The following is an 18,036-nucleotide window of genomic DNA, read 5'->3' as shown; positions in this document are numbered from 1 at the left end:
GTGGCTTGACAGTATATTCACGATCATGTTTTTTGAATTCATAAACAAGAATAAGCGTGCCCGCAGCACGGGCGTTCGCGAGAGCCGCAGGCTCCGGGGAGGACATCGATGGCTGGGAACAGGACCAGGGGATGGAGTGGCGTCGCGCTGGCGGCGCTGATCGCGGGGGCGGCGCAGACCGCGACCGCGCAGGAGATACCGGTGAAGCTCGGCGTCCTGGCCGACATGTCCGGCATTTTCTCCGATATCGGCGGGCCGGGCGCCACGGTCGCGACCCAGATGGCGGTCGAGGACTTCATGAAGCGGCCGGGCTCGGAGCGCTTCAAGATCGAGGTCGTCGCGGCCGACGCGCAGAACAAGCCGGACGTCTCCAGCGCCATCGCCCGCAAATGGTTCGACACCGACGGCGTCGACGCGCTGGTCGACCTGCCGACAAGCGCGATCTCGCTGGCGATCGCGCCGATCGCGCAGGAGAAGAACAAGGTGGCGCTGTTCACCGCCTCGGGCACCTCGGACCTGACCGGCAAGGCCTGCACGCCGAACTCCGTGCACTGGACCTACGACACCTGGGCGCTCTCGCACGGCACGGCCGATGCGATCACCAAAGCCGGCGGCAAGTCCTGGTTCTTCCTGACGGTGGATTTCGCGCTCGGCCATTCGCTGGAGCGGGACGCCGGCAGCGTGGTGAAGCAGAATGGCGGGCAGGTCGTCGGTGCGGTGCGCCACCCGACCGACTCCAAGGACTTTTCGTCCTATCTGCTGCAGGCGCAGGCCTCGAAGGCCGATGTCATCGCGCTGGCCAATGCCGGCGGCGACACGATCAATACGATCAAGCAGGCCTCCGAGTTCGGCATCGTGCAGAGCGGGCAGAAGCTCGCCGGCATGCTGCTCTTCATCTCGGACATCCATTCGCTCGGCCTGCCGGTGGCGCAGGGTCTGCAGCTGACCACGGCGTTCTACTGGGACCTGAACGACAAGACCCGCGCCTTCGGCGAGCGCTTCGCCAAGCGCAGCAATGGCCGCCATCCCTCGATGAACCAGGCCGGCGCCTATTCGGCGACGCTGGCCTATCTCGAGGCGGTCGCCAAGGTCGGCTCGGCCAAGGATGGCGCTGCGGTGGTCAAGGCGATGCGCGCGGCCGGCACCTTCGACGATCCGCTCTTCGGCAAGACCTCGCTGCGCGAGGACGGACGCGTGCTGCATGACATGATGCTGGTCGAGGTCAAGAAGCCGGCCGAGTCCAAGAAGGCCTTCGACTACTACAAGGTGCTCGCGACCATCCCGGCCGATCGCGCCTTCCGGCCGCTCAAGGATGGCGGCTGCCCGCTGGTCAAGTGACCCTCTGGCCGTCCGGCCCACCGGGCGGCCAGCCCTCCGTTCGGCCCGTCCTCCGTCGTCCGGGCGGCGGCGGCGTGCTTCCCATCGACCCGCTATCCCCCTCGCGAGAGACCATCATGCGCCTAGCCGACAAGCTCGTCATCGTCACCGCCGCCGCCTCCGGCATGGGGCGCGCCGGCGTCGATCTCTTCCTGCGCGAGGGGGCCCGGGTCGCCGCGATCGACATCAACGCCGAGGCACTGGCCGCGCTCGCGGACGATGCGAAGGCGAAGGGCCATACGATCGCGACGATCCAGGCCGATCTCTCGCAGCCGGAGCAGATGCGCTCCTCGATCAACGATGCGGCGGCGGCGCTGGGCGGGCTCGACGTGCTCTGGGCCCATGCCGGCATTCCCGGCCCGGCCGGCATCGAGGATCTCGACCTCGCGGCCTATGACCAGGCGATCGCGCTCAATGTCACCTCGGCGGCGCTGGGGGCCGGCGAGGCGATCAAGCACATGCGCAAGCGCGGCGGCGGGGCGATCGTCTTCACCTCCTCGATCTCCGGGCTGATGGGCTCGATGTTCTCGCCGATCTACTCGACCGCGAAATTCGCCGTCGTCGGCCTGACCAAGTCGCTGGCGCAGACCTTCGCGCCCGACAATGTCCGGGTGAACGTGGTCTGCCCCGGCCTCGCCGACACGCCGATGAAGATCGGTTTCACCGGCCGCTCGGGCGATCCGCAAGAAGCCGAGGCCAACCAGGCGAGGCTGCTCGCCTCGGTGCCGATGGGGCGGCTGTGCCGGCCGGAGGAGGCGGCGCATGCCGTGCTCTGGCTCGCCTCGGACGACGCCTCCTTCGTCACCGGCGTGGCGCTGCCGGTCGATGGCGGCTTCACGGCCCGCTGAGCGAAGGGCCGACGCCATGCCGGGGCCGCTCCACGGGATCAGGGTCGTCGACCTGACCACGGTCATCGCCGGCCCCTACGCGACGCAGACGCTCGGCGAGATGGGCGCCGAGGTCGTCAAGGTCGAGCCGCCGGGCGGCGACATCATGCGGGCGCCCGGCCCGGCACGCTCGCCCGGCATGGGCGCCGCTTTCCTCAACTGCAATCGCAACAAGCGCAGCATCACGCTCGACCTGAAGCAGGAGGGCGACCGCGCGGCGCTGCGGGAGCTGGTGGCGGGGGCAGACGTCCTCGTCCACAACATGCGGATGGACGCGGCGCGGCGCGTCGGGCTCGCCCCCGAGCCGCTGCTGGCGGCGCATCCGCGACTGATCTACTGCGCCATCGTCGGCTTCGGGCAGGATGGGCCCTATCGCGACCGGCCGGCCTATGACGACGTGATCCAGGCCGCCTCCGGCTGGGCCGCGCTGGCGGCGCAGGCCGGGGACGCGCCGCGCTACGCGCCGACCATCGTCGCCGACAAGACCACGGCGCTGTTCGCGGTCGGGGCGATCAACGCCGCGCTCTATCACCGCGCGGTGAGCGGAGAGGGGCAGGCGATCGAGATCCCGATGTTCGAGGCGATGGTGGCCTTCCTCGCCGTCGAGCATCTCGGCGGGCGCAGCTTCGAGCCGCCGCTCGGCCCGCCCGGCTATGGGCGGGTGCTGTCGCGCCATCGCCGGCCCTATCGCACCGCGGACGGGCATATCGCGGCGATGCCCTATACGGCGGCGCATTGGCGCGCCTTCTTCCGCGCCGCCGGGCGCGAGGACTGGGCGGCGGAGCCGGCGCTCGACGACAATGCCGCCCGCGCCGCGATGATCGACACGCTCTATGAGCGGCTCGCCGGCTGTCTGACGGCGCGCGGCAGCGCCGCCTGGCTGGAGCTGCTCGAGGCGGCCGACGTGCCTTGCGCCCCGGTCAACGGCTTCGACGAACTGCTCGCCGATCCGCATCTCGTGGCGACGGGCTTCTTCGAGCGCGCCGTGCACCCGACCGAGGGGCAGCTCGTCGGCGTGCGGTCGCCGATCCGCTTCAGCCGGACGCGCTGCGAGACGACGGCGCAGGCCCCGGCCAGGGCCTGAGGCCCGGGCGGGAGCTCAGCCCTTCATCACACCGAGCAGGCTGTCGGCGCCGCGTGCCAGCAGCACCGCATCCGAGCCGCAGGCGACGAAGGAGAAGCCCTCGGCGAGCAGGCTGCGCGCCAGCTTGGGGTCGAACACCAGCGTGCCGACCGGGATGCCGGCGGCCATGAGTTCGCGGGCCGTGGCGCGGATGACCTCCCAGACCGCCGGATCGTTCGGCTTGCCGAGCATGCCGAGATCGGCGGCGATGTCGGCCGGGCCGAAGAAGACGCCGTCGACGCCGTCGACCTTGCCGATCTCCAGCGCCTGCACCAGCGCGGCACGGGTCTCGACCTGCACGATCACCGCCGTCTCGTCCTCGATGCGGCTGAAATAGTCGCTCATCCGGGCGAAGCCGTTGGCGCGGGTGCAGCCGCTGACGCCGCGCACGCCGCGCGGCGGATAGCGCGTCGCGGCGACCGCCTGCGCCGCTTCCTCGGGCGTCTGCACCATCGGGAAGAGCAGGCCGGGGGCGCCGATGTCGAGCAGGCGCTTCACCAGCACGGTGTCGTTCCATTCGGGCCGGACGATCGTCGTCACCGGATGGGCGGCCAGCACCTGCAACTGGCTCATCACGCTGGCAAGGTCGTTGGGCGAATGCTCGCCGTCGATCAGCAGCCAGTCGAAGCCGGCGCCGGCGACGGCCTCGGTGGCGTAGGGGCTGGCGAGGCTCAGCCACAGGCCGATCTGCGGCTGGCCGCTCCGGATCGCGACGAGGAAACGGTTCGAGGGCAGTTTCATGATCGCACTCTCTCGATGGGATGCGCGGCTTCGGTCAGGTCAGCGCGGCAGCTCGCCTCGCCGCGCCGCGGACAGGATCGCCGAGATCCGATCCGCGGACAGGCCGTAATCGGTGCGTGCGGCGTCCGCCGAGATATAGCCCAGCGCCAGGTCGCGCTCGATCCTTTCCGGCGCGCGCTCCTGCGGCGCGCCGTAGCCGGCCCCACCGGGGAAGGCCATGACCACCTTGCGGCCATGCGGCACGAACTGCTTGCCCTTGCCCTTCATCGCGGTGCCGTCGTCGAGCGCCACAGTGGTCGGCGCGCCGCCACCGCCGCCGCGCCGGCCGCGGGCGGGATGGTGGACGCGATCGAACATCGCCTGGATGTCGAACTCGTAGCCCTCCCAGGCGCCGACCTCGACATGCTGGCCGAGGCCGCCGCGATTGCGGCCCTTGCCGCCGGAATCCGGCCGAAGCTCCTTGCGCCAGACGATCACCGGGCCGACCTGCTCGGTCGCCTCGACGGGCATGGTCATCACGCCGGAGGGGAAGGCGGTGGCGTTCATGCCGTCGAGCGCCGGGCGGGCGCCCGAGCCGCCGGAGTTGAAGGTCAGCACCTCGGCGCGCACCGGATCGGCCGGCCAGGGGCCGTCGCTGCGCGGGCGCAGCGAGACCTGGAAATTGCAGAGGCTGCCGGCGCCCTCGGCCGGGACGAGGCCGGGCAGTAGCTTGTCGAGCGCGTCGTAGATCGTGTCGGGCACCATGTGGCCGATGATGTGGCGCAGCGCCACCGGCGCCGGCCAGACCGCGTTGACGATGGTGTGCTCCGGCGCCGTGACGCGGAAGGGCTCCAGCGATGCGGCGTTGTTCGGGATCTCGGGCGCGATCGCGCATTTCAGTGCGTAGCAGGTATAGGCCTTGGTGTAGACCAGCGGCACGTTGATGCCGTTCTTGTCGACGCCGGAGGTGCCGTCCCAGTCGCAGAGCACGCCGTCTTCGGCGATGGTGATCTTCACCTTGAGGTCGATCGGCCGGCTGTAGCCATCGATGCGCATTGCGCCGTCGGCCTCGCCGCGCGGCAGGGCGGCGATCTTCTCCAGCGTCGCCTGGCGCGAATTGGTCAGGATGAAGCCGGAGATGCCGCCGAGATCGGCCAGCTTGAACTCGACCATCATGTCGACCAGCCGGCGATGGCCGATCTCGTTGCAGGTCGCCAGCGCGTAGATGTCGCCGACCAGCTGGTCGGGCTCGCGGACATTGCCGCGGATGATCGTGACCAGCGTCTGGTCGACCGTGCCGCGGTCGACGAACTTCATGATCGGGATGTGCAGGCCTTCCTCGTAGACCGAGTTGGCGTCGCCGCCGAAGCCGCGCCCGCCGATGTCGACGATATGGGCCGTGCAGGCGAAGAAGCCGACATGCCGCCCCTGGTGGAAGGAGGGGCTGACGACGGTGATGTCGTGCAGGTGGCCGGTGCCTTCCCAGGGGTTGTTGGTGATGTAGACATCGCCCTCGGCGATGTTCTCGCGCCCGATGCGACGGATGAAATGCGCGACGGCATCGGCCATGGCGTTGACGTGGCCGGGCGTGCCGGTGACCGCCTGCGCCAGCATCTCGCCCTTCTCGTTGTAGACGCCGGCCGAGAGGTCGCCGGCCTCGCGCACCGAGGTGGAGAAGGAGGTGCGGATCAGCGCCTGCGCCTGTTCCTCGACGACCGAGATCAGGCGGTTCCACATGACCTGGTAGGCGACCCGGGAGATCTCAGACATGGGCGGGCTCCTTGCGCTCGGTCGCCGCGGCGGGGCTCTGCGCGTCGGTGAGGCGAATGTCGATGCAGCCATCGGTCAGGGTGACGGCGAAGCGGCTGGCCGGCAGGACGATGGTGGTCTCGTCCTCGGTGACGACGCCGGGGCCGGCGATGCGGCTGCCGGGCGGCAGGGCGGTGCGGCTATAGGCTCCGGCCTCGACGCGGCGTCCGAGGCCGGCATCGAAGAGCGAGCGTCCGCCGGCTGCCGGGGCGTCCTCGAGGCTGCCGACGGGGACGACCGGGGCGACCGCATCCTGCGGGGTATGGGCGTTGACCGACCAGACGGTGATCTCGGCGGCCAGCCCCTGCACGGTGCGGCCGAAGAGATTGGCGTATTCGTGCTCGAAGCGCGCCAGGATCACCGCCGGATCGGCGGCGCGCGCCTCCTCCGGCGTCAGCGTCACCGGGATCTCCCAGCCCTGGCCGGCATAGCGCATATAGATCTTGTACTCGGCCTGGATCGCGCCGCTCCAGCCGCAGGAGCGCACGACGCGCGTCGCTTCGTCCTCCATCTCGACGAAGAGCCGGGTGACGCGGATCGCGTCGAACTGGGCGAGGCGCATGAACAGGGTGCGGTTGGCCTCGAAGCTGAACGGCGCCCGCAGGAAGCCGATCGCCGAGCCGACGCCGGCGCCGGGCGGCACCAGGCAGCGGGCGATGCCGAGCTTCTCGCAGAGCCGGCCGGCATGTAGCGGAGCGGCGCCGCCGAAGGCGATCATCGTGTATTCGGACAGGTCCTCGCCGTTCTCGACGGCGTGGACGCGGGCGGCGTTGGCCATGTTCTCGTCGACCACCTCGGCGACGCCCCAGGCGCTCTCCTGAGCGTCCATGCCGAGCCGGCCGCCGATCTCGCCTTCCAGCGCGGCGGCCGAGCGGTCGGCATGGAGCGGGATCGTGCCGGCGGCGAAATTGTCGGGGTCGATCTTGCCGAGCACGACGTCGGCGTCGGTCACGGCGGGCCGCGTGCCGCCGCGGCCATAGCAGGCCGGGCCGGGCTCGGAGCCGGCGCTTTCGGGCCCGACGCGGATCTGGTTCATCGAGTCGACATGGGCGAGGCTGCCGCCGCCGGCGCCGATCTCGACCATGTCGATCACCGGGATCGAGATCGGCATGCCGGAGCCCTTCTTGAAGCGATAGGTCCGGGCCACCTCGAAGACGCGGGCGGTCTTCGGCGTGTAGTTCTTGATCAGGCAGATCTTGGCGGTGGTGCCGCCCATGTCGAAGGAGAGCACCTTCTTCAGCCCGTGGCGGGCGGCAATGTCGGCCGCGAAGACCGCGCCGCCGGCCGGGCCGGATTCGACCAGGCGCACCGGGAATTCGGAGGCGCTGTCGAGCGAGATGATGCCGCCGCCCGAATGCATCAGGAAGATCGGGCAACTGGCGCCCTCGGCGGCGAGCCGGCCCTTCAGCCTGACGAGATAGCTCTTCATCAGCGGCTTGATGTAGGCGTTGGCGATCGTCGTGTTGAAGCGCTCGTATTCGCGCATCTGCGGCGAGACCTCGGAGGAGAGCGAGATCATCGCGCCTGGCAGGCGCTCGGCCAGCACCTCCTGGATCAGGCGCTCATGCGCGTCGTTGACATAGGAGTGCAGCAGGCCGACCGCGATGCTCTCATAGCCGGCCTCGCTCAGCTCGTCGGCCAGCGCCTCGACCGCGGCGCGGTCGATGGGCAGCAGCACGTTGCCGCGCGCGTCCATGCGCTCCTTCACGGTGTAGCGGCGATTGCGCGGCAGCAGCGGCTCCGGCAACGTCAGGTTGAGGTCGTATTGCTCGAAGCGGCTCTCGGTCCGCATCTCGATGACGTCGCGGAAGCCCTCGGTGGTGATCAGCGCCGTCTTGGCGCCGCGGCGCTCGATCAGCGCATTGGTCGCCAGCGTGGTGCCGTGGATGATCTGGCCGATGGCGGAGGCGGCGATGCCGGCCTTCTCGCAGACCCGGTGCATGCCCTCGACGATCGCGTCCTCGGGGGCCGAATAGGTGGTGAGGACCTTGGTCGAGAACCGCTGTCCGCCCTGCTCGAGCACGACGTCCGTGAAGGTTCCCCCGATGTCGACGCCCAGGCGGGCCCCGAGAATGGACATGACGCGATCGCCTCCGTTGCCTGTCTCAACCCGAGGATGGAACGCGGCGGCCGATGTCGTCGAATTATTATTCTCTATGCTAATCGATAAGCGGGATTTATCGGCGGCAGGCGCGCTCGGGAGGCTCTGCGTGCTGAGGCTGCCTCAATGGCGTTTGGCGGCCCGTTCCATGGCGAGCTCCGCCGAGCGCCGCAGCAGGAAGCTCGCCGGGGTGTGGGCGAAGGAGGCGGTGAAGGCCAGCGCGCTCGGCATCCAGTCATAGGCGATCTCGACGAGCGTGCCCGCGGCGAGCTCCCTGGCGACCAGGGTGCGCGGCAGGGGCGCGATGCCGAGCCCGTCCAGGGTCATCTGCAGGCAGGCGGAGAGGCTGCTCGACGGCACGATCCGCACCGGCTTCTCCCAGAGATCGCGGAAATGCGCCGAGAGCTCGACGAAGTGCCGGGTCGAGCGGGCATGGGTCAGGATCGAATGGCCGGCGAGCGTGGCGATGTCCGCCGGGCCGGCGAGGCCGAGCCTGGGCGAGGCCGTCCAGAGATAGGGCACCGAGCCGAGATCGAGATTGGTGATGTTGAAGTTGGAGATCGGCCCGTTGAGCAGGCAGAGGTCGAGCGAGCGCGAGACCAGTTCCTCGCGCAGGTTCAACGTCAGGTCGACCTTGAGCTCGACGTCGACATTGGGGAAGACCTGGCGCAGGTCGAGCAGGAATTCGTGCAGCCAGGTCTGGGCGATCAGCTCGGCGACGCCGAGGCGCAGCACCCCGATCTGCTGGTCGGAGCGGATCGACTGCTGCGAGAACTCCTCCGAGGCCTGCAGCACCCGTTCGGCCTGCGCCAGCAGGGAGTGACCGTTCGGCGTCAGCGCCACCGAGCCGGAATCGCGATGGAACAGCCGGACGCCGAGGACCGATTCCAGCTGCGAGATGCGCACCGAGATGTTCGGCTGGGTGGTGTTCAGCCGCTCGGCCGTGGCGCGGAAGCTGCCGAGCTTGGCGACCCAGACGAAGCTTTCCAGCTGCTTCAGCGTCCAGTTCGGCATGGCGGCGGGCTCCCGGACAGAATGCAATTTTCAGGCCGCCATCTGCGCCCATAAATAAAATCTATCGCAAGAACAGATAAATTCAATTGGCTGCTATCGCCGGAACGCAGTGGACTATCTCTCCAGCATCGTGCGGTCTTTCGGGCCGCGCCGGCGCCGGAACCAAGCGCGGCCGCGAGCGGCGCGACAAGAACGAGGGGAACCATGAACCGCAGAGCTCTGATCGCGTCCGCCGCCCTTGCCACCGCCTTTGCCGTCAGCCTGGGCTTCGCCGCTCCCGCCAGCGCCCAGACGAGCTGGACCATGGCCTCCGGCTATCCGGAGAGCAGCTTCTTCACCCAGAACATCCGGGAGATGATCAAGGAGATCGAGGAGAAGAGCGGCGGCAAGCTGAAGATCGACCTGCGCTCGCATGACAGCCTGATCAAGCTCGACGCGGTCAAGCGCGCGGTCCAGTCCGGCCAGATCCAGATCGGCGAGATCCGCCTCGGCGTCTACGGCAACGAAGGCGCGATGTACAATCTCGACAACATCCCCGGCGTCGCCACCACCTATGAGCAGGCGACCAAGCTGACCGAGGCGCAGAAGCCCTTCTTCGAGGCGCTGTTCAAGAAGAACGGCATGCGCGCCATCACCTACGTCGCCTGGCCGGGCCAGGGCTTCTACACCAAGGCGCCGCTCAAGGGGCTGGCGGACCTCAAGGGCCAGAAGCTGCGCATCTATTCGAAGCAGACCCAGATCATGGGCGAGAAACTCGGCATGGAGGCGCTGATCCTGCCCTTCGCCGAAGTGCCGCAGGCCTTCTCGACCGGCATGATCCAGGCGCTGTGGACCAGCGCGCAGACCGGCACGGACGTGCAGATCTGGGATTACGTCAAGAACTTCACCTACACCGGTACGATGCACAACAAGAACGCGATCCTGGTGAACGAGCGGGCCTTCCGCCAGCTCGACGCGGCGACGCAGAAGGTGGTGCTGGAGGCCGGCGAGGCCGCGACCACGCGCGGCTGGGAGATGTCGAAGAAGGCGGCGGAGGAGCGCGAGGGCGTGCTGAAGAGCCATGGCGTCGCCATCGCCCAGTCGCCCAAGGACATCCTCGACGCCATCGAGGCCGCCGGCAAGGGCATGGTCGCCGACTGGCTCGCCGGCGCCACCGCGGAGGAGAAGGCAGTCTACGAGACCTATCAGAAGAGCCTGAAGTAACCGCTTCCCGCACGCGACCTTCTCCCCAAAACGATAGCGGAGCGACCGGCGATGCGCGGGATTCTCGACAAGTTCTACGAGGCGTGCGGCTATCTCGCCGCCGCCTTCATGGTCGGCATCGGCCTGGCCATCCTGGCCCAGATTCTCGCTCGCTTCCGGGGCGTCACGCTCGACGCCACCGAAGCGGCGGGCATGTGCCTGGCGGCTTCGACCTTCTTCGGGCTCGCGCACACCTTCCGCCGCGGCGGGCATGTCCGCATCAACCTGATCGTCGACAAGCTGCCGCAGCACTGGCGCCACCGCGTCGAGATCCTGGCCTGCCTGCTCGGAACCGTCGTCGTCTCGTTCCTGGCCTGGCATATCGCGTCGCTGGCGCTGCAATCGCACGCCTTCAACGACGTCAGCCCGGGCCTGCTGGCCATGCCGTTCTGGATTCCGCAGACCGGCGTCGCGATCGGGGTGACGGCGCTGGCCGTCGCCTTCATCGACGAGCTCGTCTGGCTGATCGGCGGCGGCAGGCCGCGCTACGAGGCACCCGACGAGCTCGAGCTCGACCGGCCGGTGGCATAAGGCGCTGCGACGATGGACACCACCGCTCTCGCCTCCCTCGTTCTCGCCGCCTCGCTGCTGCTGCTGCTCGCCGGCGGCGTCTGGGTGGCGCTGTCGCTGCTCAGCGTCGGCATGCTGATGATGGCGCTGTTCACCACGGCGCCGATGGGCTCGCTGATCGCCTCCACCCTGTGGGATTCCAGCTGGGGCTGGGCGCTGACCTCGCTGCCGCTCTTCATCTGGATGGGCGAGATCCTGTTCCGCTCGCGGCTCTCGGCGGACATGTTCCAGGGCCTGGCGCCCTGGGTCTCGCGCCTGCCGGGGCGGCTGCTCCACGTCAACGTGCTGGGCTGCGGCATCATGGCGGCGGTCGCCGGCTCCTCGGCGGTGACCTGCGCCACCATCGGCCGCATCAGCGTGCCGGAGCTGGAGAAGCGCAACTATCCACTCAACATGACGATCGGCACGCTGGCGGGCTCGGGCACGCTCGGCCTGCTGATCCCGCCCTCGATCATCATGATCGTCTACGGGGTCACGGCCGAGGTCTCGATCTCGCGGCTGTTCATCGCCGGCGTGCTGCCGGGCCTGCTGCTGATGCTGCTCTTCATGGGCTACACGGCGATCTGGAGCCTGCTCAACCCCGACAAGATGCCGGCGGCCGAGCCCTCCGTGCCCTTCTTCGAGAAAGTCTACCGCTCGCGCCGGCTGATCCCTGTGGCGCTGCTGATCGCCTCGGTGGTCGGCTCGATCTATGGCGGCGTCGCGACGCCGACCGAAGCCGCGACCATCGGCGTGATCGGGGCGCTGATCCTGGCCGCTGTCGGCGGCGGGCTGACGCGCGCCACCTTCATGGACGGGCTGATGGCGGCCATGCGGACCTCCTGCATGATCTCCTTCATCATCGCCTGCGCCGCCTGCCTGACCATCGCCGTCGCCTTCGTCGACATTCCGCGCTCGCTGGCGATCTGGGTGCAGGCGATGCAGCTCTCGCCCTATGCGTTGCTAGCGGTTCTCGCGGTCTTCATGTTGATCCTCGGCTGCTTCCTCGAAGGCATCTCGATCATCGTGCTGACCTCCTCGGTGATGCTGCCCATGGTCCAGGCGGCCGGGATCGACCTGCTCTGGTTCGGCATCTTCGTGGTGGTGCTGATCGAGGCCGCGCAGATCACCCCGCCGGTCGGCTTCAACCTCTTCGTGCTGCAGAGCATCACCGGCAAGAACATCCTGCAGGTGACGAAGGCGGCGATCCCCTATTTCTTCGTGCTGATGCTGCTCCTCGTGCTGATCACGGTCTTCCCGCAGATCGTGACCTTCCTGCCGAAGATGATGGCGGGGTAGCGCGGACAATCGCCACGGTGACGGAGCGACGATCGGGGGCCCATGGCCCCCGATCTCGTTTGCGGGGCGTGCCTGCCGGTGGTGCCGCCGTTGCCGCCTCCCCGCGGAGGGGCTGGGATCGCGGGGCTCAGAGCGCGGGTTCGGGCAGGCCGAGCTCGCGGGTCAGCCAGTGCGCGAACAGGCGGATCGGCCGGCGCGCCTTGGCGACGCGCGGGAAGACCAGGTAATGGCCGACATAGCCGATATCGCTGGCGCGACCGGCGAGCGGCCGCACCAGCCGGCCGTCGGCGATCTCGCGCTCGGCGAGACGGGTCGATTCCAGAGCGACGCCGAGCCCGTCCACCGCCGCTGCGATCGCCATGAACGAGCGGTCGAAGCGCGCGCCGCGGGGGCCCGGCGGGCTGAGGCCGTTGGCGGCGAACCAGCCGGCCCAGCGCACCCGCTTGTTGTCGCTCTCGATCAGCGTCTGTTCGAGCAGGTCGCGCGGCGTGGCGATCCGGGCGGCGATCTCCGGGGCGCAGAGCGGGGTGACGGTCTCCTCGCCGAGCGGCACGGTGATCAGTCCCTCCTGCCGCGGCGGGCCGTAGCAGATGTCGGCGTCGAAGGCGTCGTGCTCGAAGCGCGGATAGTCGACGCCGGCCGCCAGCCTGACCTCCAGCCCTGGCTGCGCGGCCAGCAGGTCGCGCAGGCGCGGCAGCAGCCATTGCGCCGCCATGGAGGGGGCGCAGTGCAGCCGCAGCAGGTTGCCCGAGCGGGCGCCGACCGTCTCGATGCCCTGGCGCAATTCGTCGAAGCCGGCGGTGACATGGCGCAGCAGCGCCTCGCCTGCGACGTTGAGATGCACGGCACGGCTCTGGCGCTCGAACAAAGCGGCGCCGATCAGGATTTCGAGCTTGCGGACCGCATGGCTGATCGCGCTGGGCGAGATGCCGAGTTCCTCGCCGGCGGCGCGGAAGGAGCCGGTGCGCGCGGCCGCCTCGAAGGCCTGGAGCGCGGAGAGGGGCAGGCGTCGCATGGCTTTGTCTCCCGACCTATCGCGCGTGTGCGGAGCGATCGATGAATTTGGTTCATGTCATCGCGTATTCTTTGCGTTGTCCATCGCCGCCAGCATGAGCCACCCTCAGGCAAGGGATGGATGCGCGGGGGACAGGGCATGCTGCTGGCGGGCAAGACGGCTGCGATCTCGGGGGCGGCGAGCGCGCGCGGCATCGGGCGGGCGACCTCCTTGCTCTTCGCCGAGCACGGCGCGCGCGTCGCCATCCTCGACATCGACGGGGCGGCGGCGCAGGCGGCCGCCGCCGAGCTCGGACCGCAGCATCTCGGGCTGTGCTGCGACGTGGCCGACAAGGCCTCCTGCACGCAGGCGGCCGAGCGGGTGCTCGGCGCCTTCGGCGTGCTCGACATCCTGATCAACAATGCCGGCATCACGCAGCCGGTGAAGACGCTGGAGATCGACGAGGCGAGCTGGGATCGCATCCAGGACGTCAACACCAAGGGCGTCCTGTTCCTGAGCCAGGCCTTTCTCCCGTCGATGCGGGCGCGCCGGCAGGGCGCGATCGCCTGCATGTCTTCGGTCTCGGCGCAGCGCGGCGGCGGCATCTTCGGCGGCCCGCATTACTCGGCGGCCAAGGCCGGCGTGCTCGGCCTCGCCAAGGCGATGGCGCGCGAGTTCGGGCCGGACGGTATCCGGGTGAACTGCGTCGCGCCCGGCCTGGTCCAGACCGACATCACCGCGGGCAAGCTCAGCGATGCGATGCGGGCGGAGATCGTCAGGGGCATCCCGCTCGGCCGGCTCGGCGAGGCGCGCGACGTGGCGGGGATCTTCCTGTTTCTCGCGTCCGACCTCTCGGCCTATGTCACCGGCGCGGTGATCGACGTGAACGGCGGGATGCTGATCCATGGCTGAGCCCGGCGCATCTCCGATCGCCCGTGCGCGGGAGGCCCGCCGATGAGCCCCGCGCCGCGCGGCCACAATGTCTCGCTCGAAAGGCGGGCCTGGGGGATCCGCCGCCATGCCCTGCTGATGGGCGAGGTCCAGGGCCAGGGCTACATCGCCCAGGCGCTCGACATCGCCGATGTGCTGGCGGTCGCCTATTTCCATGCCATGCGCTACCGGCCCGACGATCCGGAGTGGGAGGGGCGCGACCGCTTCCTGCTCTCGAACGGCCATTATGCGATTGCGCTCTATGCGGCGCTGATCGAGGCGGGAATCGTGCCCGAGGAGGAGCTGGAGAGCTACGGCGCCGACGAGAGCCGGCTGCCGATGTCGGGCATGGCGAGCTACACGCCGGGCATGGAGATGTCGGGCGGCTCGCTCGGGCTCGGCCTTGCGATCGCGGTCGGCCGCTGCCTCGGCCTGAAGCACAAGGGCTCGGATGCCCGCGTCTACACGCTGTTCTCCGATGGCGAACTCGACGAGGGCTCGGTCTGGGAGGCGATCATGGCGGCGGCCCATCACCGGCTCGACAATCTGATCGCCATCGTCGACGTCAACAACCAGCAGGCCGACGGGCCGTCGACCGCGGTGCTGGGTTTCGAGCCACTGCCCGAGAAGCTCGCGGCCTTCGGCTGGTTCGTCCGCCGCGTCGACGGCAACGATCTCGCGGCGGTGCGCGACGCCTTCGATGCCGCCGCAGCGCAGGCCGGCAGCGGCCGGCCGGCGATGATCGTCGCCGATACGCTGATGGGAAAGGGCGTCCCCTTCCTCGAGGCGCGCGAGAAGAACCATTTCATCCGCGTCGAGCCGCATGAATGGCGGCTCGCGCTCGACGCGCTCGACGAGAGGAAGCCGGCATGACGGGGGCTGGCGACAGGGGGCAGCACGATCGGCCGCGCCTCACCACCTCGGCGATGATCGCCTCGATCGCCGCCGAGGGCCAGCGCACAATGGCGGCGCCCTTCGGGCATGCGCTGGTCGCGCTGGCGCAGGAGGATCCGTCGATCCTCGGCATGACCGCCGACCTCGGCAAATACACCGACCTGCACGTCTTCGCGCAGGCCTTTCCCGAGCGGCACTACCAGATGGGCATGGCCGAGCAGCTCCTGTTCGGCGCCGCCTCCGGGCTCGCGGCGGAAGGCTTCACGCCCTTCGCCACCACCTATGCGGTCTTCGCCTCGCGGCGCGCCTACGACTTCATCCACCAGACGATCGCCGAGGAAGAGCGGAATGTGAAGATCGCCTGCGCGCTGCCCGGCCTGACCTCCGGCTACGGCCCGTCGCATCAGGCGACCGAGGATCTCGCCCTGTTCCGCGCCATGCCGAACATGGTGGTGATCGACCCTTGCGACGCCCACGAGATCGCCCAGGCGGTGCCGGCGATGGCGCAGCATCGGGGCCCGGTCTACATGCGGCTGCTGCGCGGGCAGGTGCCGCTGGTGCTCGACGAATACGGCTACAGTTTCGAGCTCGGCAAGGCGAAGCTCCTGCGCGACGGGGCGGACGTGCTCTTCGTCTCCTCCGGCATCATGACGATGCGGGCGCTCGAGGCCGCGACGGCGCTGGCGGCGGACAGAGTCGACTGCGGCGTGCTGCACGTCGCCACGATCAAGCCGCTCGACGAGGCAGCGATCCTCGCCGCCTGCGCGCGGCCGGGCCGGCTCGTCGTGGTGGCGGAGAACCACAGCGTGCATGGCGGGCTGGGCGAGGCGGTGGCCGGGCTGCTGATGCGCGCCGGCGTGCACCCGGCTTTCCGCATGGTCGGCCTGCCCGACGCCTTTCTCGCAGCCGGCGCGCTGCCGACGCTGCATGACCGCTACGGCATCTCGACCAACGCGCTCTGCGCCCGGGTCAAGACCTGGCTGGGCTAGACTTGGCCGGGCTGGGCGGCCGCCCGCGCGGGCCTCAGATGGCAGGCGCCATCACCTTCTCGAAGCGGAACATGCCGCCGTCGCCCGGCAGGTCCGGCTCGTCGTCGCGATGCGGGTCGGGATGGCGCGCATGATAATAGGCGACGATGCTGAAGCCGCATTTGTTGACGTAGAAATGGATGTTGCGCTTCTCGAAATAGGGCGTGTGCGTCGTCCAGACCCGCGTGTCGGGATAGCGCCGCTCGATCGCCCTCCAGGCGTCGAGGCCGATGCCGCGGCCATGCTCGCCCGGGGTAATGAAGAACAGGTCGAGCGAATTGCGGTGGGTCTCACGGTCGATGAGCACGACGGCACCGCCGACGCGTCGGCCGTCGACGAGAATGTGGAGCGCCTCGGCGCCCGGTGCCTCGCAGGATTCCATGACGACCGCGTCGGGTGGCACCGGTCCGTCGTCAGCCGCCCCGAACTCCTCGATCACCGCGACCGCGAAAGCCTGCTGCAGCTCCTCGCGGAACCGCGCCAGCTCGGCGGTGGCTACGGGTTGAAGCGTGATGCGCTGGTCGCTCATGGCGATCTCGGTCCCGTCCCTGCCTGCGGGCCGCCCGCTTCGTGCGGGGGCTACCGCCGCTCCGTGCGCAGGGAAGATGGCGGCGATATGGCTCGCACGCCGGCTGCGGTGTTCAGATCCTGTCGGCGCGGTTCGCCTCCCAGCGTCGGTTGAGGCGCAGCGCCAGCAGGGTGCAGGCCGCGCCCGAGAGCAGATAGGCGCCGGCGGAGAGCAGGCCGAAGCTGGTCGAGAGCACCAGCGCCGCCAGCGGCGCGAAGCCGGCGCCGAACAGCCAGGCGAGGTCCGAGGTCAGCGCCGAGCCGGTATAGCGATAGGCCGGCGAGAAGGCGTTGGCGACGGCGCCGGAGGACTGGCCGAAGGACAGGCCGAGCAGCACGAAGCCGACGATCATGAACACGCTCTCGCCGACGATGCCGGCATCCAGCAGCTGCGGGGCGAAGCCGCTGAACACCGCGATCGCGATGGCGCAGCCGGCGAGCAGCGAGCGCCGCCCGATCCGGTCGGCGATCAGGCCCGAGGCAACGATCGCCAGCGTGCCGAAGATCGCGCCGACGATCTCGATGCCGAGGAAGCGCGCCGGCCCCTCCTGCGTGAACAGGAAGACCCAGGAGAGCGGGAAGACGGTGACCATGTGGAACATGGCGAAGCTGGCGAGCGGCGTGAAGGCGCCGACCACGACATGGCGGCCTTCATGGCGCAGCGTGTCGGAGACGTTGGCCGGCTGAAGGTCGCGGGTCTCGAACAGCTTCTGGTAGTCGGGCGTCATCACCATGCGAAGCCGGGCGAAGAGCGCGACCACGTTGATGGCGAAGGCGACGAAGAACGGGTAGCGCCAGCCCCAGCTGTAGAAATCCTCCGCCGTCAGGTTGCCGACGAAGAAGGCGAAGAGCCCGCTGGCGACGATCAGCCCGAGCGGCGCGCCGAGCTGCGGGATCATCGCGTACCAGCCGCGATGGCGCGGCGGCGCGTTGAGGGCGAGCAGCGAGGCCAGCCCGTCCCAGCTGCCGCCGAGCGCCACGCCCTGGCCGATGCGCGCTAGCGCCAGCAGCCAGATCGAGGCCGCGCCGATGCTGTCATAGCCCGGCAGGAAGCCGATGGCGCAGGTCGAGATGCCGAGCAGGAAGAGCGCCAGCGTCAGCTTTGCGTTCTTGCCGGCCGAGCGGTCGATCGCGGTGAAGACCAGGGTGCCGAGCGGCCGGAAGACGAAGGCGAGCGCGAAGATCGCGAAGGAGTAGAGCGTGCCGGTCAGCGGGTCGGTGAACGAGAAGACCAGCTTGGGGAACACGATCACCGAGGCGATCGCATAGACGAAGAAGTCGAAGAACTCGGAGGTGCGGCCGATGATCACGCCGATGGCGATCTCGCCCGGATTCACCGCCCCGTGCCGTTCCGGCAGATGGCTGGTGTCGCTCTCGGCGATGATCGATCTCTGCGCCATGGATCCTGCCCGCTGGAGAGGGTTTTGCCGTGTTGCAGTGCAGCGACGCGGCCTCCAGACCTTTCCCTGCCCAATCGCCGGCGGCGGGGGGATTGGACAAAT

General features: G+C 69.2%; 16 protein-coding genes. 9 read left to right on the top strand and 7 right to left on the bottom strand.

From position 1 onward, the window contains the following. Nucleotides 1-108: 108 nt before the first annotated feature. The 3 genes from ABE438_RS06075 (at nucleotide 109) to ABE438_RS06065 (ending at nucleotide 3,348) form a co-directional block, all read left to right on the top strand. Nucleotides 109-1,338: an ABC transporter substrate-binding protein gene (locus ABE438_RS06075; protein ID WP_346501643.1), complete on the top strand. Its 1,230-nt coding sequence runs from the start codon at nucleotides 109-111 to the stop codon at nucleotides 1,336-1,338. A 116-nt stretch (nucleotides 1,339-1,454) separates the two neighbouring features. Then, on the top strand, nucleotides 1,455-2,225 hold the full coding sequence (locus ABE438_RS06070) for an SDR family NAD(P)-dependent oxidoreductase (protein WP_346501642.1): 771 nt from the start codon (nucleotides 1,455-1,457) through the stop codon (nucleotides 2,223-2,225). Between the two features lie 16 nt (nucleotides 2,226-2,241). Continuing rightward, on the top strand, nucleotides 2,242-3,348 hold the full coding sequence (locus ABE438_RS06065) for a CaiB/BaiF CoA transferase family protein (protein WP_346501641.1): 1,107 nt from the start codon (nucleotides 2,242-2,244) through the stop codon (nucleotides 3,346-3,348). 15 nt (nucleotides 3,349-3,363) lie between these two features. On the opposite strand, the gene ABE438_RS06060 is transcribed toward ABE438_RS06065, so the two are convergent. From ABE438_RS06060 to ABE438_RS06045, 4 genes are all read right to left on the bottom strand, one after another. Beyond that, complete coding sequence (locus tag ABE438_RS06060; RefSeq protein ID WP_346501640.1) at nucleotides 3,364-4,128, bottom strand: HpcH/HpaI aldolase family protein; 765 nt, start codon at nucleotides 4,126-4,128, stop codon at nucleotides 3,364-3,366. A 39-nt stretch (nucleotides 4,129-4,167) separates the two neighbouring features. Beyond that, nucleotides 4,168-5,877, bottom strand: coding sequence for a hydantoinase B/oxoprolinase family protein (locus tag ABE438_RS06055; protein ID WP_346501639.1), 1,710 nt, complete (start codon nucleotides 5,875-5,877; stop codon nucleotides 4,168-4,170). Next, nucleotides 5,870-7,996: a hydantoinase/oxoprolinase family protein gene (locus ABE438_RS06050; protein ID WP_346501638.1), complete on the bottom strand. Its 2,127-nt coding sequence runs from the start codon at nucleotides 7,994-7,996 to the stop codon at nucleotides 5,870-5,872. The genes ABE438_RS06055 and ABE438_RS06050 overlap by 8 nt, the downstream gene beginning before the upstream one ends. Nucleotides 7,997-8,140: 144 nt before the next feature. Next, nucleotides 8,141-9,031, bottom strand: coding sequence for a LysR family transcriptional regulator (locus ABE438_RS06045; RefSeq protein WP_346501637.1), 891 nt, complete (start codon nucleotides 9,029-9,031; stop codon nucleotides 8,141-8,143). 204 nt (nucleotides 9,032-9,235) lie between these two features. Here ABE438_RS06045 and ABE438_RS06040 point away from each other — a divergent pair, with 204 nt between their 5' ends. Genes ABE438_RS06040 through ABE438_RS06030 form a run of 3 tightly spaced genes read left to right on the top strand, consistent with a single transcriptional unit; the run spans nucleotide 9,236 to nucleotide 12,121 of the window. Beyond that, nucleotides 9,236-10,234 carry a TRAP transporter substrate-binding protein gene (locus ABE438_RS06040; RefSeq protein WP_346501636.1) on the top strand — a complete coding sequence of 333 codons (999 nt, stop codon included), beginning with the start codon at nucleotides 9,236-9,238 and terminating at the stop codon, nucleotides 10,232-10,234. 51 nt (nucleotides 10,235-10,285) lie between these two features. Next, nucleotides 10,286-10,804 (top strand): TRAP transporter small permease, encoded by a 519-nt coding sequence (locus ABE438_RS06035; RefSeq protein ID WP_346501635.1) that lies wholly within the window; start codon nucleotides 10,286-10,288, stop codon nucleotides 10,802-10,804. Between the two features lie 12 nt (nucleotides 10,805-10,816). Next, nucleotides 10,817-12,121 (top strand): TRAP transporter large permease, encoded by a 1,305-nt coding sequence (locus ABE438_RS06030; protein WP_346501634.1) that lies wholly within the window; start codon nucleotides 10,817-10,819, stop codon nucleotides 12,119-12,121. Nucleotides 12,122-12,248: 127 nt separating this feature from the next. On the opposite strand, the gene ABE438_RS06025 is transcribed toward ABE438_RS06030, so the two are convergent. Continuing rightward, on the bottom strand, nucleotides 12,249-13,136 hold the full coding sequence (locus ABE438_RS06025; RefSeq protein WP_346501633.1) for a LysR substrate-binding domain-containing protein: 888 nt from the start codon (nucleotides 13,134-13,136) through the stop codon (nucleotides 12,249-12,251). 138 nt (nucleotides 13,137-13,274) lie between these two features. Between ABE438_RS06025 and ABE438_RS06020 the strand changes: the two genes are divergently transcribed. Genes ABE438_RS06020 through ABE438_RS06010 form a run of 3 tightly spaced genes read left to right on the top strand, consistent with a single transcriptional unit; the run spans nucleotide 13,275 to nucleotide 15,928 of the window. After that, entirely contained in the window at nucleotides 13,275-14,027 is a 753-nt protein-coding gene (locus ABE438_RS06020) for an SDR family NAD(P)-dependent oxidoreductase (RefSeq protein WP_346501805.1), read from the top strand. Nucleotides 14,028-14,069: 42 nt separating this feature from the next. Next, a complete protein-coding gene (locus tag ABE438_RS06015; RefSeq protein ID WP_346501632.1) occupies nucleotides 14,070-14,918 on the top strand; it encodes a transketolase in 849 nt (282 codons plus the stop codon). Further along, a complete protein-coding gene (locus tag ABE438_RS06010; RefSeq protein ID WP_346501631.1) occupies nucleotides 14,915-15,928 on the top strand; it encodes a transketolase family protein in 1,014 nt (337 codons plus the stop codon). Before ABE438_RS06015 ends, ABE438_RS06010 begins: the two co-directional genes overlap by 4 nt. A 34-nt stretch (nucleotides 15,929-15,962) precedes the next feature. Here ABE438_RS06010 and ABE438_RS06005 read toward each other — a convergent pair whose 3' ends face one another. Together ABE438_RS06005 and ABE438_RS06000 are read right to left on the bottom strand one after the other, a co-directional pair. Then, a complete protein-coding gene (locus ABE438_RS06005) occupies nucleotides 15,963-16,496 on the bottom strand; it encodes a GNAT family N-acetyltransferase (protein ID WP_346501630.1) in 534 nt (177 codons plus the stop codon). Nucleotides 16,497-16,608: 112 nt separating this feature from the next. Then, nucleotides 16,609-17,934, bottom strand: a complete 1,326-nt coding sequence (locus ABE438_RS06000; RefSeq protein ID WP_346501629.1) for an MFS transporter — start codon at nucleotides 17,932-17,934, stop codon at nucleotides 16,609-16,611. Nucleotides 17,935-18,036 lie beyond the last annotated feature (102 nt).

The organism is Allobosea sp. TWI1241 (assembly GCF_039673065.1).
In the GTDB taxonomy this organism is placed as follows: Bacteria; Pseudomonadota; Alphaproteobacteria; order Rhizobiales; family Beijerinckiaceae; genus Allobosea.
Note: the sequence above shows the minus strand (reverse complement) of the source record. Positions and strands in the feature narration are given on the sequence as shown.

Bases quoted from the DNA above. Each gene is read 5' to 3' on its own strand.
- ABE438_RS06075 (WP_346501643.1), top strand. From the start codon at position 109: ATGGCTGGGAACAGGACCAGGGGATGGAGTGGCGTCGCGCTGGCGGCG.
- ABE438_RS06070 (WP_346501642.1), top strand. From the start codon at position 1,455: ATGCGCCTAGCCGACAAGCTCGTCATCGTCACCGCCGCCGCCTCCGGC.
- ABE438_RS06065 (WP_346501641.1), top strand. From the start codon at position 2,242: ATGCCGGGGCCGCTCCACGGGATCAGGGTCGTCGACCTGACCACGGTC.
- ABE438_RS06060 (WP_346501640.1), bottom strand. From the start codon at position 4,128: ATGAAACTGCCCTCGAACCGTTTCCTCGTCGCGATCCGGAGCGGCCAG.
- ABE438_RS06055 (WP_346501639.1), bottom strand. From the start codon at position 5,877: ATGTCTGAGATCTCCCGGGTCGCCTACCAGGTCATGTGGAACCGCCTG.
- ABE438_RS06050 (WP_346501638.1), bottom strand. From the start codon at position 7,996: ATGTCCATTCTCGGGGCCCGCCTGGGCGTCGACATCGGGGGAACCTTC.
- ABE438_RS06045 (WP_346501637.1), bottom strand. From the start codon at position 9,031: ATGCCGAACTGGACGCTGAAGCAGCTGGAAAGCTTCGTCTGGGTCGCC.
- ABE438_RS06040 (WP_346501636.1), top strand. From the start codon at position 9,236: ATGAACCGCAGAGCTCTGATCGCGTCCGCCGCCCTTGCCACCGCCTTT.
- ABE438_RS06035 (WP_346501635.1), top strand. From the start codon at position 10,286: ATGCGCGGGATTCTCGACAAGTTCTACGAGGCGTGCGGCTATCTCGCC.
- ABE438_RS06030 (WP_346501634.1), top strand. From the start codon at position 10,817: ATGGACACCACCGCTCTCGCCTCCCTCGTTCTCGCCGCCTCGCTGCTG.
- ABE438_RS06025 (WP_346501633.1), bottom strand. From the start codon at position 13,136: ATGCGACGCCTGCCCCTCTCCGCGCTCCAGGCCTTCGAGGCGGCCGCG.
- ABE438_RS06020 (WP_346501805.1), top strand. From the start codon at position 13,275: ATGCTGCTGGCGGGCAAGACGGCTGCGATCTCGGGGGCGGCGAGCGCG.
- ABE438_RS06015 (WP_346501632.1), top strand. From the start codon at position 14,070: ATGAGCCCCGCGCCGCGCGGCCACAATGTCTCGCTCGAAAGGCGGGCC.
- ABE438_RS06010 (WP_346501631.1), top strand. From the start codon at position 14,915: ATGACGGGGGCTGGCGACAGGGGGCAGCACGATCGGCCGCGCCTCACC.
- ABE438_RS06005 (WP_346501630.1), bottom strand. From the start codon at position 16,496: ATGAGCGACCAGCGCATCACGCTTCAACCCGTAGCCACCGCCGAGCTG.
- ABE438_RS06000 (WP_346501629.1), bottom strand. From the start codon at position 17,934: ATGGCGCAGAGATCGATCATCGCCGAGAGCGACACCAGCCATCTGCCG.